The organism is Streptomyces sp. V2I9 (assembly GCF_030817475.1).
GTDB lineage: Bacteria > Actinomycetota > Actinomycetes > Streptomycetales > Streptomycetaceae > Streptomyces.
In genome coordinates this window covers 1,870,082-1,883,133 of sequence record NZ_JAUSZJ010000002.1, presented here as the reverse complement: position 1 = coordinate 1,883,133, position 13,052 = coordinate 1,870,082, and the positions used below count along the sequence as shown (strand labels likewise).

Below are 13,052 nucleotides of genomic sequence, written 5' to 3'. Positions count from 1 at the left end.
ACAGCCCGAAGGCCCGCCGCCCGCACCGGCAGTGCAGCGCATCCGACTGCGCTACACCAAGCGCGGCCGCCTCCGGTTCACCAGTCACCGAGACTTCCAGCGGGCCTTCGAGCGGGCACTGCGCCGCTCCGAGGTGCCGATGGCGTACTCCGCGGGCTTCACCCCGCACCCCAAGGTCTCCTACGCCAATGCCGCACCCACCGGCACGGGCAGCGAGGCCGAGTTCCTGGAGATCGCCCTCACCGAGGCGCGGGACCCCGAGACCCTGCGCGGCATGCTCGACGCCTCGATGCCGGCCGGCCTCGACATCGTCGACGCGGTGGAGGCCCGCACCTCGGGCCTGGCCGACCGGCTCACCGCCTCCGTCTGGGAGATGCGCCTGGACGGTGTCGCCGCCGAGGACGTCCGCCCCGCGGTGGCCGCCTTCAACGACGCCGAGACCGTCGAGGTCCAGCGCAAGGCGAAGAACGGCATCCGTACGTTCGACGCCCGCGCCGCCGTGGCCGACCTGCGGGTCGTCGACGATCCGGCCGATAGGCCGGGCGAGCGGCCCTGTGCGATACTGCGCCTGGTTGTGCGGCACGTGACACCTGCCGTGCGACCCGACGACGTCCTGTCCGGTCTTCGAGCTGTGGCCGACCTGGCGCCGCCCGTCCCCGCCGCGGTGACGAGGCTGGCGCAGGGGCTCTTCGACGAGGAGTCCGGCACGGTGACCGACCCGCTCGCGCCTGACCGCGAGGCCGCCCCGACCGCATATCCCGCGGTCGCCGGGGCAGCCGTCGCGACGGCGCCGGAAGGTGCAGGTTCCGCGTAAGGCGGTCGTCGTAGCGCAGCCCTCCGACTCGGGAGCCACCTGGGTCGGGCCGCGCACTGACCCATAAGACTTTCGCCAGGCCGTACGCACACCGCATACGGAACCGGCGAGCCAGACATCAGTTCCCGTGCGGCGCCCGCGCCCCGGACGGCGGTATCGCACCACTGCGGACCGGCCGGACCGGAATCCGACGCGGCGCCCGGGAGCACGACGGGAGAAACGCCCGCATGCCTCAGCCGAACGAACCCGGCACGACCGGGAACAACGAAGAGAACACCCCCGGCGACAAGCTGCCGCCGCGCCGCAGGCGCCGCGCCGCCTCCCGCCCGGCCGGCCCGCCCGGCGGCCCCGTGACCGCCGCCGAGGACGTCACGCCGGCCATACCGGCCGCCGAGAGCGCCGCCCCGGCCGTCGACGACACGCCCGGGGAGACGGTCACCGAGACCGCCGCGCCCGCCCGCACCCGCCGCCGCGCCGTGCGCAAGTCCACCGCTCCCGCCGGCGCCCCGCAGCAGACGGAGGCCGCCGAGCCCGCCCCGGCCGCCGAGCCCTCCGCTGCTACGGAGGCCCCCGTGCCGCCTGCCGCCGAGGAGGAGGCTGCCGCGCCCGCGCCGCGCGCCCGCCGCCGCGCGGTCCGCAAGGCGACGGCTCCGGCCGGCTCGCCGGAGGCCGCCGAGGTCGTGGCGGACCCCGTCGAGGTCGCCGCCGCCCCCGGGCCCGACGCCGAGGAAGAGACCGAGGCAGCCGTGGAGATCCCGGAAGAGGCCCCGGCACCCCGCCGTCGCCGCGCCTCCCGCAAGGCCACCTCGCCGGCCGGCGCCCCGCAGTCCGCCGAGGCCGCCGCCGTCGTGGTGGAGCCCGCCGCCCCGGCCGCCGAGCCCGGGACCACCGCTGCCGCCGAGCCGGCCGCACCGCGTGGCCGTGCCCGTCGGCGCGCCTCCGCCCCCGCCGGTGCGCCGCAGTCCGCCGCGGCCGTGAGCGAGCCCGAGCAGGCAGCCGCCGAGCCCGCCGCCCCGGCCGCCGAAGTCGAGGCAGCCGAGGAGGCCCCGGCTCCGCGGACCCGCCGCCGGGCGTCCCGTAAGGCGTCCGCGCCCGCCGGTTCGCCGCAGCCCGCAGAGCCCGCCGAGTCCGCGCAGGCCGAGGAGGAGACCGTCGAGTCCGGCGAGAGCCTCCCTGCCGCCGTCGCCGAAGAGCTGGCCGCCGAGGTGGACGAGGTCGAGGAGGCCGCCCCGCGCGGACGCCGCCGCCGCCGTGCCACCGCCGTCGCGGGCAGCCCCGAGTTCACCGCGAAGACCGAGGAGCCGACGCGGAGGAGCCGGCGCGCGACGCGCCCCGCCGTCGCCGTCTTCCAGGCCCCGGTCTTCGCCGAGCCGATGTTCCAGACCCCCGAGACGGCCGCCGCCGCGGCTGCGGCCGCCGGTTCCGCCTCCCCGTACGACGAGGCCGACGAGGTCGAGGCGGTCGAGGAGCGCGCCGCCGGCTCCGAGCAGAGCACCGCGCCCGCCGAGGCCGCGCCGCAGGGCGGCTCGCGTCGCCGTCGCCGCCGCCGTGGTGAGCCGGACGGCGCCGACCAGGCCGTCGAGTCCGCCGCTCCGGTGGAGACGCCCGCCGAGGAGGCCCCCGAGGCCGAGGCGGACGAGAACGAGGGCGACGACACCGACGAGTACGGTGACCGCCCCTCGCGCCGCCGCCGTCGCGGTGGCCGCCGCCGCCGTCGCGGGGAGGCCCACGACACGGACGACGAGCAGAACGCCGACGACGCGCCCGCGCAGGACCGCGCCGAGGAGTCCCGCAGCGAGGACGAGCAGGACGGGGGGCGGAGCCAGGCGCAGGAGACCGCCGACGAGGACGACGAGGACGACTCCTCGGCGTCCGGTTCGAGCAGCAGCTCCCGCCGTCGCCGCCGTCGCCGCCGCCGCAGCGGTGACGCCACCGCGGACGCCGACCACGGCACCGCCGACGACCCGGAGCGTACGGTCGTCAAGGTCCGTGAGCCCCGCAAGAAGGAGGAGCGCGAGCCCGGCACCGGCTTCGACGAGGTCCAGTCCATCAAGGGCTCGACCCGGATGGAGGCCAAGAAGCAGCGCCGCCGCGAGGGCCGCGAGCAGGGCCGCCGCAGGGTCCCGATCATCACCGAGGCCGAGTTCCTCGCCCGCCGCGAGGCCGTCGAGCGCGTGATGGTCGTCCGCCAGAACGGTGAGCGCACCCAGATCGGCGTCCTCGAGGACAACGTGCTCGTCGAGCACTACGTCAACAAGGAGCAGTCCACCAGCTACGTCGGCAACGTCTACCTGGGCAAGGTCCAGAACGTGCTGCCGTCCATGGAGGCCGCCTTCGTCGACATCGGCAAGGGCCGCAACGCCGTCCTGTACGCCGGTGAGGTCAACTTCGAGGCGCTCGGCATGGCCCACGGGCCGCGCCGCATCGAGACCGCCCTCAAGTCCGGCCAGTCGGTCCTGGTCCAGGTCACCAAGGACCCGATCGGCCACAAGGGCGCGCGGCTGACCAGCCAGGTCTCGCTGCCCGGCCGCTACCTGGTGTACGTGCCCGAGGGCTCGATGACCGGGATCAGCCGCAAGCTGCCCGACACCGAGCGCTCCCGACTGAAGACGATCCTCAAGAAGATCGTCCCCGAGGACGCGGGCGTCATCGTGCGCACCGCCGCCGAGGGCGCGAGCGAGGACGAGCTGCGCCGTGACGTCGAGCGCCTCCAGCAGCAGTGGGAGGAGATCCAGAAGAAGGCCAAGGGCACCAGCTCCTCCAACGCGCCGACCCTGCTCTACGGCGAGCCGGACATGACCGTCCGCGTGGTCCGCGACATCTTCAACGAGGACTTCTCCAAGGTCATCGTGAGCGGTGACGACGCCTGGGAGACCATCTACGGGTACGTCTCGCACGTCGCGCCCGACCTCACCGAGCGGCTCTCCCGCTGGACCTCCGAGGTCGACGTCTTCGCGACGTACCGCATCGACGAGCAGCTGATGAAGGCGCTGGACCGCAAGGTCTACCTGCCCAGCGGCGGGTCGCTGGTGATCGACAAGACCGAGGCGATGGTCGTCGTCGACGTCAACACCGGCAAGTTCACCGGCCAGGGCGGCAACCTGGAGGAGACCGTCACCAGGAACAACCTGGAGGCGGCCGAGGAGATCGTGCGGCAGCTGCGGCTGCGCGACCTCGGCGGCATCGTCGTCGTCGACTTCATCGACATGGTGCTGGAGTCCAACCGGGACCTGGTCCTGCGGCGGCTCCTGGAGTGCCTGGGCCGCGACCGCACCAAGCACCAGGTGGCCGAGGTCACCTCGCTCGGCCTGGTCCAGATGACCCGCAAGCGGGTGGGCCAGGGCCTGCTGGAGTCCTTCTCCGAGACCTGCGTCCACTGCAACGGGCGCGGTGTCATCGTCCACATGGAGCAGCCGACGTCGGTCGGCGGCGGTGGCGGCGGCAAGAAGTCCAAGAAGCGCCGCGGTGGCGCGGGCCAGGACCAGGAGCACGGTCACGACCACGGCTCCGAGGACCACGCGTCCGCCGAGACCGTGGAGACCGAGGCCGAGCTGGCCGCCGAGGTCGCCGCCCCGGTGGCCGTGGAGCCCGCGGTCGGGGAGGACGACGAGTTCTACGGCAGCCCCGCCGAGGCGGAGGCGGCTGCCACGCGCGGCCGCGGCCGCCGCCGCGCCTCCCGCAGGGCGTCGGCACCGGCCGGCGCCCCGAAGGCCGAGGCCCCCGAGGCGGAGCGTACGCCCGAACCGGTCGTCGAGGCCCCGGTCGCGGAAGCCCCGGCCCCGGAGGCTCCCGCCGCCGAGGCTCCCGAGGCGCCGGCCGAGGCCGCGCCCCAGGGCCGTACGCGCCGCCGGGCCACCCGCAAGGCGACCGCCCCGGCGGGTGCGCCGAAGCAGGCCGAGGCGGCGGAGCCGGTGCAGCCGGTCGAGCCCGCCACGGACCCGGTCGCGGTGGAGGACCCGGTCGTCGAACCGCCCGCCGCCGAGACGCCTGCTCCGGAGGTGGCCGAGGCTCCGGCGGAGCAGGCCCCCGAGGCCGAGGCCCCCGTCGCCGCCCCGCCGCGTGCGCGGCGTCGGGTGACCCGCAAGGTCACCGCTCCGGCGGGTTCGCCCACCGGAGCGGACGATGCGGCGATCGTGGTGGTCGACTCGGCGTCCGAGGCGAAGGCCCCGGAATCCGACGACCGGGCCCCCGATGGAACCCCGGAATCCGGAACGACGGATTCCGAATCCGAGGAGGCCGCCCCGGCGAAGAAGACGGCTCGCAAGACCGCCGCCAAGAAGGCTCCGGCCAAGAAGGCGGCGGCCAAGAAGACCGCCGCGAAGAAGACCGCCGCCAAAAAGACGACGGCGAAGACCGCAGCGAAGAAGACGACGAAGAAGACCGTCGCCGCCGAGCAGCAGTCGTCGCCGTCCGTAACGGCTTCCGCGCCTTCCGTGGAGGGCGAGTCGTCGGTCGGCTGATGAATCCGTAACCGGTTGTTCATCTTCAGGTGTCCCGCTCCCAGTACATCGGGGCGGGACACCTGCTTTGTTTCAGAATTGATGCAAGAGGTGGTTGACGAGCCCGAAATGGGCCAAGAAATCCCTGATAATGTGACGGCGGTTGCCATGCGTGTGAGCGTTCATGATGAAAGCTACGGTTGGTGACAGGCCCGGCGACCATATCGACCGGGCCGGATTCCTCGGCAGGGCGTCGGCATCGCGCCGGTGGGGTTTCGCGCGGCCTCGGTAAGACGTCCCGCACCTCAAAGCTCTGCCTGGTAACGAGCTCTTGCGGTGTTCAAGGAGGACGTCCATGACGAGCATCAACGAGCAGCCGATCCCTGCTGCCCGTCCGGTCATCGGGGAAGACGAGATCGAGGCCGCGGTGCGCGTGCTGCGCAGCGGCCGTGTCGTGCAGGGCCCCGAGGTGGCCGCCTTCGAGGACGGCTTCTCGCGCCTGGTCGACGGTCGGCACTGCGTCGCCGTCAACTCGGGCACCTCGGCACTCCACCTGCTGCTTCTCGCCCTGGGCATCGGTCCGGGCGACGAGGTGATCGTCCCCTCCTTCTCCTTCGCCGCCTCCGCGAACGCGGTGCGCCTCGTCGGCGCCGACGTCGTGTTCGCCGACATCGAGCCGGGCAGCTTCGGGCTCGACCCCGCGGCCGTCGAGGCCGCGATCACGCCGCGCACCGCCGCCATCATGCCCGTGCACCTCTACGGCCACCCCGCGGCGATGGACAAGCTCATGCCGATCGCGGAGAAGCACAAGCTCGCCGTGGTCGAGGATGCCTGCCAGGCCCACGCGGCCGCGCTGAACGGCACCCCGGTCGGCGCGTTCGGCGCGGGCGGCACCTTCAGCTTCTACCCGACCAAGAACATGCACTCGCTCGAAGGCGGCATGGTCAGCACGGCCGACGCCGAGCTGGCCCGCACCCTGCGCCTGCTGCGCAACCAGGGCATGGAGCAGCGGTACGCCAACGAGATCGTCGGCGCCAACATGCGGATGACCGACGTGTCCGCCGCCGTCGGCCGCGTACAGCTCGGCAAGCTGGAGGGATGGACCGAGCAGCGCCGCGCCAACGCCGCGTACCTCGACGCCCACATCACCGCGCCGGGCGTCATCACGCCGCCGGTGGCCGAGGGCGCCCGGCACATCTACCACCAGTACACCGTGCGCATCCAGGGCGACCGGGACGCCGCGATGGCCAAGCTCACCGAGGCGGGCGTCGGCAACGCGGTCTACTACCCGACGCCGATCCACCGGCTCAAGCCCTACTGGGAGCCGGACCAGAAGGCGGGCCGCACCTGGGACCTGCCCGAGACCGAGAAGGCCGCCGCCGAGGTCGTCTCGCTGCCCGTCCACCCCTCGCTCACCGAGGGCGACCTCGCGCGCATCGTGACCGCCGTGAACTCCCTGGGGGAGAACCTGTGAGTGCCGTACTGAAGGCCGGGCTCGTCGGCCTCGGCTCCATGGGCCGCCACCACGCCCGCGTCCTCGCAGGCCTGGAAGGCGTCGAGCTGGTCGGCGTCGTCGACCCGATGGGCGACAAGAACGGCTGGGCCCAGGGTGCCCCCGTCCTGTCCACCGTCGAGGAGCTGATCGCCCTCGGCATCGACTACGCCGTCGTGGCCTGCCCGACCGCGCTGCACGAGGAGGTCGGCCTCCAGCTCGCCGACGCCGGGGTCTGCGCCCTCATCGAGAAGCCGCTCGCGGACACCGTCGAGGGCGCCCGCCGCCTCGTGGACGCCTTCGAGTCGCGCGGCCTGGTGGCCGGCGTCGGCCACATCGAGCGCTGCAACCCGGCCCTGCTGTCGCTCCGCGCCCGCCTGGAGGCCGGCGAGCTGGGCGACGTCTACCAGGTCGTCACCCGCCGCCAGGGCCCCTTCCCGCACCGCATCGCGGACGTCGGCGTGGTCAAGGACCTCGCCACGCACGACATCGACCTGACGGGCTGGGTCACCGGGCAGACGTACACCTCGATCGCCGCGCACACCGTCTCCAAGTCCGGGCGCCCCCACGAGGACATGGTCTCCGCCGTGGGCCAGCTCTCCGACGGCACCATGGTCAACCACCTGGTCAACTGGCTGAGCCCGCTCAAGGAACGGTTCACCTCGGTCACCGGCGAGCGCGGCTGCTTCATCGCGGACACCCTCACCGCCGACCTCACCTTCCACTCCAACGCCGCGGTCACCACCGAATGGGAGGCGCTGCGCGCCTTCCGCGGGGTCTCCGAGGGCGACATGGTCCGCTACGCCATCCCCAAGCGCGAGCCGCTGCTCGTCGAGCACGAACTGTTCCGCGACGCGGTGCAGGGCAAGCCGGCCGACATCTGCACCCTCCGGCAGGGGCTGCGCACCGTCGAGGTGGCGACATCGCTGCTCGACTCGGCCAACACCGGCCGGACCGTTGTGTTCGAGACAGGAGAGCCCGCCCGTCATGGCGATTGACAGCTCGGCCGCAGGGCCGGAGCGCAGCACCCGCGGCAAGATCGTGATGCTCGTCGACAACGGCGTCAACGGCGACTCCCGGGTGCAGAAAGAAGCCCGTTCGGCGGCGGACGCCGGCTGGGATGTGGTGCTTCTGGGCAAGTCGCCCACCAAGAAGACGCAGAAATGGCGGCTCGGCGAGGCGCGGGTCCGCCTGCTGCATGTGCCGACGCCCATGCACCGCCGTCGTCACGAGTACCGCCGTGCCGTGCTGCGTTCGCCTCTCGCGTACCCGCCCGGCCCGCTGGCGGAGTACCGGAAGCAGCGGATGAAGGCCTGGCGTGCCGAGCTGAACGTCCGGAGCGTCGAGGCCAGGCGTGACAAGTCGGCGCTGGGCTCAGCGGCTCTGCTGCCGCCGCGCCTGCTGGCGAAGGCCCTGAACAAGTGGGTGCACTTCCGGGCCGGCCGCACCGAGGCGCTCGCGCTGCGGCGCAAGAACATGGACTCGGCGCTGGACCGTTTCACCACGGCCTTCTGGGTGCGGACCATGGGGGACCGGGCCTGGCGACGCCTCGACCCGGCTCTGTGGGACTTCGAACTGGCCTACGGGAAGGTCATCGACCGACTCGAACCCGATGTGATCCACGCCAACGACTTCCGCATGCTCGGCGTGGCGGCACGGGCGAAGCTGCGCGCCGAGGCCAAGGGCCGCAAGGTCAAGATCCTCTGGGACGTCCACGAGTTCCTGCCCGGAATCAAGCCGTGGAACCCGCACCCGCGCTGGCACATCGCGCAGTGCGGCCACGAGCGGGAGTACGCGAAGTACGCCGACGCCGTCACGACGGTCTCCGGCACCCTGGCCGAGATGCTGGTCGAGCGCCACGGACTGAAGACCCTGCCCGAGGTGGTGCTCAACGCGCCCGACGCCGAGATCTCGCCGGAACAGGCCGCGGAGCCGGTCCCCGACCTGCGGGAACTGTGCGGCATCGGGCCCGACGTGCCCCTGGCGGTCTACAGTGGCGCCGCGGCACCGCAGCGCGGGCTCGACATCATGGTCGAGGCGCTGCCCCAGCTCCCCGGCACGCACGTGGCCTTCGTCGTCCTGCGGCCCAACTCGGCCTACATGCAGGAGTTGAAGGAGCGCGCCGCCGAGTTGGGCGTCACCGAACGGCTGCACATCCTGCCGTACGTGCCGCACTACCAGGTGGTGCCCTTCCTGTCCGCGGCGGATGTGGGCGTCATTCCCATCCACCACTGGCCGAACCACGAGATCGCCCTGATCACGAAGTTCTTCGAGTACTCCCACGCTCGCCTGCCGTTCGTGGTGAGCGACGTCAAGACGATGGGGGCCATGGTCGCCCGCACGGGCCAGGGCGAGGTCTTCACCGCCGAGGACGTCTCCGACTACGTCCGGGCGGTCAAGTCGGTGCTCGCCGATCCCGCGAAGTACCGCGCCGTGTACGAACGCGAGGGGCTGCTGGAGAACTGGACCTGGGAGGCCCAGGCCGAGGTGCTCGACCGGGTGTACTCGCGGCTGGTCGGAGCGGCGCCGGTGAAGGCGCAACAACCCGGTTCCCAGGTGATGGCATGACACGAGGGGCTGATGTCACGGTCGTCGTCGCCGTCTACAACACGATGCCGTACCTCACCGAGTGCCTGAACTCGCTGGTGGGCCAGAGCATCGGTCATGAGCGGCTGCAGGTCGTGGCGGTCGACGACGGCTCGACCGACGGCAGCGGTGAGGAACTCGACCTCTTCGCCCAGCGTCACCCGGACGTCTTCACCGTCGTCCACCAGCCCAACTCCGGCGGCCCGGCCGCTCCCAGCAACCGCGCGCTGGAGCTGGCGACCGGCCGCTACGTCTACTTCATCGGGTCCGACGACCACCTCGGCGAGGAGGCGCTGGAGCGGATGGTCGCCTGCGCCGACGCCAACGAGTCCGACGTGGTCGTCGGCAAGATGGTCGGCACCAACGGGCGTTACGTCCACCAGAAGCTCTACACCGGGAACCGGGACGTCACCCTCGACGACTCCGCGCTTCCCTACACGCTGGCCAACACCAAGCTGTTCCGCCGGGAGCTGGTGGAGAAGCACGGGCTCCGCTTCCCCGAGGACATGCCGGTCGGCAGTGACCAGCCGTTCACCATCGAGGCGTGCGTCCGGGCCCGGAAGATCTCCGTGATCTCCGACTACACCTGCTACTACGCGGTCAAGCGCGGCGACGCCAGCAACATCACGTACCGGGCGGACCACGTGGCCCGGCTCCGGTGCGTCCAGCGGATCATGGAGCACACGGCCGCGCTGATCCCCGCCGGTCCGCAGCGTGACGCGGTGTTCAAGCGGCACTTCGACTGGGAGCTGACCAAGCTCCTGCAGAAGGACTTCCCCGCGCTCGACGCCGGCACCCGCCGTCAGGTCTGCGAGGGTGTCGGCGCGCTGGTGGACGCCTACTTCACGGACGGGCTGCGCGACGGCACCGGAGTCAAGCGCCGGGTGCGCTTCGGCCTCGCCCTGCGCGGCGCCGTCGATGAGCTCACCCGCGCCATCGCGGACGAGGAGGAGCACGGGGCCCCGCCCTTCCTGCTGGAAGGCGAGCGGGCCTTCGCGCTCTATCCGGGCTTCCGGGACCCGGCCGTCGGCCTGGACGAGCACTGGTACGAGGCACGCGAGACGGTCGCGGGCAGGCTCGCGGCAGGTACGAAACTGGAGTCGGCCGCCTGGGAGCAGAGCGGTGAGCAGCTCGCCCTCACGCTCTCGCTGCGGACGGGTGTCACGGGCGACGCGACGTCGGCCGTCGTCGTCCTCGCCCAGGGCGCCATGCCGAAGACCGCCGACAAGGCCGGCGCCCGCAAACTGCCCGAGGACGCCGCACGCCCCGAAGCGGTCGGCGAGTTCACCAGGGAGCCCGCCGAGGACGGCACGGGCACCCTGCTGAGCGCCCGCATCCCGATCGAGCCGGTCCGGGCCAAGCGCGGCGTACGCGTCCACGTCGACGTGGCCGGCTCCACGTACGAGATCCCGGTCCGCACCGAGGGGCTGCCGATGCCGCTGGCGCGCCGTTGGGGGAGCCGCACCCCCTACCGGGTCGCGGCGAGCCCGAACCCGAAGGGGCGGCTCGTGATCACGACGGCCCCCCTGTGGGACCCGAAGCCCGGCGTGGGCGCACGGCTGCGCCGCATTCTGTCCAGGTCGAAGAGGAAGTAACCCCGATGAACATCTGTGTAGTCGCGCTCGGCAAGATCGGGCTTCCGCTCGCCGTGCAGTTCGCCGCCAAGGGCCACCGGGTCATCGGCGCGGACGTCAACGAGAAGGTCGTCGAGCTCGTCAACGCGGCCACCGAGCCGTTCCCCGGCGAGTACGACCTCGACGTGAAGCTCAAGGAGACCGTCGGCGCCGGTCTGCTCTCCGCCACGACGGACACCACCGCCGCGGTCGCCGCGTCCGACGCCGTCGTGGTCGTCGTCCCGCTCTTCGTGGACGCCGAGGGCACCCCGGACTTCGGGTGGATGGACGCCGCCACGCGGGCCATCGCGGCGGGCCTGAAGCCCGGCACGCTGGTCAGCTACGAGACCACGCTGCCGGTGGGCACCACCCGTACCCGCTGGGCGCCGATGCTGGCCGAGGGCTCGGGCCTGACCCCGGGTGAGGACTTCCACCTGGTCTTCTCCCCGGAGCGGGTGCTCACCGGCCGGGTCTTCGCCGACCTGCGCCGCTACCCCAAGCTCGTCGGCGGCATCGACGAGGCGTCCGCCGCGGCCGGCGTCGCCTTCTACGAGTCGGTCCTCGACTTCGACGAGCGCGAGGACCTGCCCCGCCCGAACGGGGTCTGGGACCTCGGCACGGCGGAGGCGTCCGAGCTGGCGAAGCTCGCCGAGACCACGTACCGCGACGTCAACATCGGCCTGGCCAACCAGTTCGCCCGGTTCGCCGACCAGAACGACATCGACGTCAAGAAGGTCATCGAGGCCTGCAACAGCCAGCCCTACAGCCACATCCACCAGCCCGGTATCGCCGTCGGCGGCCACTGCATCCCGATCTACCCGCGGATGTACCTGTGGAACGACCCGGAGGCGACCGTCGTGCGCTCGGCCCGCGAGGCCAACGCCGCGATGCCCGCGTACGCCGTCGATCTGCTGGCCGCCGCCTACGGCGACCTGGACGGCGTCGGGGTCCTGGTGCTGGGCGCGGCCTACCGCGGCGGTGTCAAGGAGACCGCGTTCTCCGGTGTCTTCGGCGTCGTCGAGGCCCTGAAGGCGCGGGGCGCGGTGCCGTTCGTCTCGGACCCGATGTACACGGCCGAGGAGCTGTCCGCCCTCGGTCTCGTCCCGCACGACGGCCACCAGGCCGTCACCGCCGCGATCCTCCAGGCCGACCACGCCGAGTACCGCGAGCTGTCCGCCGCCGACCTCCCGGACGTCCGCGTCCTGGTCGACGGCCGCCGCACCACGGACCCGGCCAACTGGGCCGGCGTACGCCGCGTGGTCATCGGGGGCTGAACGCCGTGGAGCCGTGCCGGGGCGGGCGCTCGCCCCGGCACGGCTCCGCGTCCTGCGGGGCGCTCAGCGCTCCGCGAGCACTCCGTCCTTCTCCTCGTACAGAGCCCCGCTCTGCGGGCACTCCCACACCCCCGGCTCGCCCCCGCGCTCGACCAGCCGGACACCGCTGTGGCCGACCCAGCCGATCTGCCGGGCGGGTACACCGACCACCAGGGCGAAGTCGGGGACGTCCTTGGTGACCACCGCGCCGGCCGCGACCATCGCCCACCGGCCGATACGGACCGGGGCGACGCAGACCGAGCGGGCGCCGAGCGAGGCGCCCTCGGCGACCTTCACGCCGACCGCCTCCCAGTCACCGCCGCGCTTCTGCTTGCCGTCAGGGTCGACCGAGCGCGGGTTGTGGTCGTTGGTGAGGACGACCGCGGGGCCGACGAAGACGCCGTCGCCGAGCTCGGCGGGCTCGTACACGAGGGCGTAGTTCTGCAGCTTCACGTTGTCGCCGATGCGCACGCCGGTCCCGACGTACGCGCCGCGGCCGATGACGCAGCCCTCGCCGAGCCTGGCTCCCTCGCGGATCTGCGCCAGCTCCCAGACGCTGGAGCCGGCCCCGATCTCGGCGGTCTCGTCGACCTGGGCGGTGGGCTGGACCCTGTAGTTCACGGCATGCCTTTCGGAGAGCTGATGCGCCCCGAAAGCATACGGGGGGCGGTCCGCCGGTCCGGTGGACCGGGCCCGGCCTGCGCCCGGCGACCCGGTTTGACCCCCACACCCCCGCCCCGTAACCTTGACCCTCGGTGTGTTTCTTCGACGCACTACCCCTGAGCACATCCCTCC

Annotated in this window: 8 protein-coding genes; 7 read left to right on the top strand and 1 reads right to left on the bottom strand. The window is 72.6% G+C overall.

Annotated elements, in window-relative coordinates; translation table 11 throughout:
- Positions 1-31: 31 nt before the first annotated feature.
- The 7 genes from QFZ71_RS08445 (at position 32) to QFZ71_RS08415 (ending at position 12,218) form a co-directional block, all read left to right on the top strand.
- Entirely contained in the window at positions 32-814 is a 783-nt protein-coding gene (locus QFZ71_RS08445) for a TIGR03936 family radical SAM-associated protein (protein WP_307667639.1), read from the top strand.
- Positions 815-1,041: 227 nt separating this feature from the next.
- Positions 1,042-5,274: an Rne/Rng family ribonuclease gene (locus tag QFZ71_RS08440; RefSeq protein WP_307667638.1), complete on the top strand. Its 4,233-nt coding sequence runs from the start codon at positions 1,042-1,044 to the stop codon at positions 5,272-5,274.
- Between the two features lie 334 nt (positions 5,275-5,608).
- Positions 5,609-6,727, top strand: a complete 1,119-nt coding sequence (locus QFZ71_RS08435; RefSeq protein WP_307667637.1) for a DegT/DnrJ/EryC1/StrS aminotransferase family protein — start codon at positions 5,609-5,611, stop codon at positions 6,725-6,727.
- The gene (locus tag QFZ71_RS08430) at positions 6,724-7,743 is read left to right on the top strand and encodes a Gfo/Idh/MocA family protein (RefSeq protein WP_307667636.1); all 1,020 of its coding nucleotides are present in this window, start codon (positions 6,724-6,726) and stop codon (positions 7,741-7,743) included. Before QFZ71_RS08435 ends, QFZ71_RS08430 begins: the two co-directional genes overlap by 4 nt.
- Positions 7,733-9,313, top strand: a complete 1,581-nt coding sequence (locus QFZ71_RS08425) for a glycosyltransferase family 4 protein (RefSeq protein WP_307667635.1) — start codon at positions 7,733-7,735, stop codon at positions 9,311-9,313. Before QFZ71_RS08430 ends, QFZ71_RS08425 begins: the two co-directional genes overlap by 11 nt.
- Positions 9,310-10,926, top strand: a complete 1,617-nt coding sequence (locus QFZ71_RS08420; RefSeq protein WP_307667634.1) for a glycosyltransferase family A protein — start codon at positions 9,310-9,312, stop codon at positions 10,924-10,926. Before QFZ71_RS08425 ends, QFZ71_RS08420 begins: the two co-directional genes overlap by 4 nt.
- Before the next feature lie 5 nt (positions 10,927-10,931).
- A complete protein-coding gene (locus QFZ71_RS08415) occupies positions 10,932-12,218 on the top strand; it encodes a nucleotide sugar dehydrogenase (RefSeq protein WP_307667633.1) in 1,287 nt (428 codons plus the stop codon).
- Positions 12,219-12,281: 63 nt separating this feature from the next.
- On the opposite strand, the gene QFZ71_RS08410 is transcribed toward QFZ71_RS08415, so the two are convergent.
- A complete protein-coding gene (locus QFZ71_RS08410) occupies positions 12,282-12,878 on the bottom strand; it encodes an acyltransferase (RefSeq protein WP_307667632.1) in 597 nt (198 codons plus the stop codon).
- Positions 12,879-13,052 lie beyond the last annotated feature (174 nt).

Coding starts and splice junctions, on each gene's coding strand:
- QFZ71_RS08415 (WP_307667633.1), top strand. CDS start 10,932: ATGAACATCTGTGTAGTCGCGCTCGGCAAGATCGGGCTTCCGCTCGCC.
- QFZ71_RS08425 (WP_307667635.1), top strand. CDS start 7,733: ATGGCGATTGACAGCTCGGCCGCAGGGCCGGAGCGCAGCACCCGCGGC.
- QFZ71_RS08440 (WP_307667638.1), top strand. CDS start 1,042: ATGCCTCAGCCGAACGAACCCGGCACGACCGGGAACAACGAAGAGAAC.
- QFZ71_RS08435 (WP_307667637.1), top strand. CDS start 5,609: ATGACGAGCATCAACGAGCAGCCGATCCCTGCTGCCCGTCCGGTCATC.
- QFZ71_RS08420 (WP_307667634.1), top strand. CDS start 9,310: ATGACACGAGGGGCTGATGTCACGGTCGTCGTCGCCGTCTACAACACG.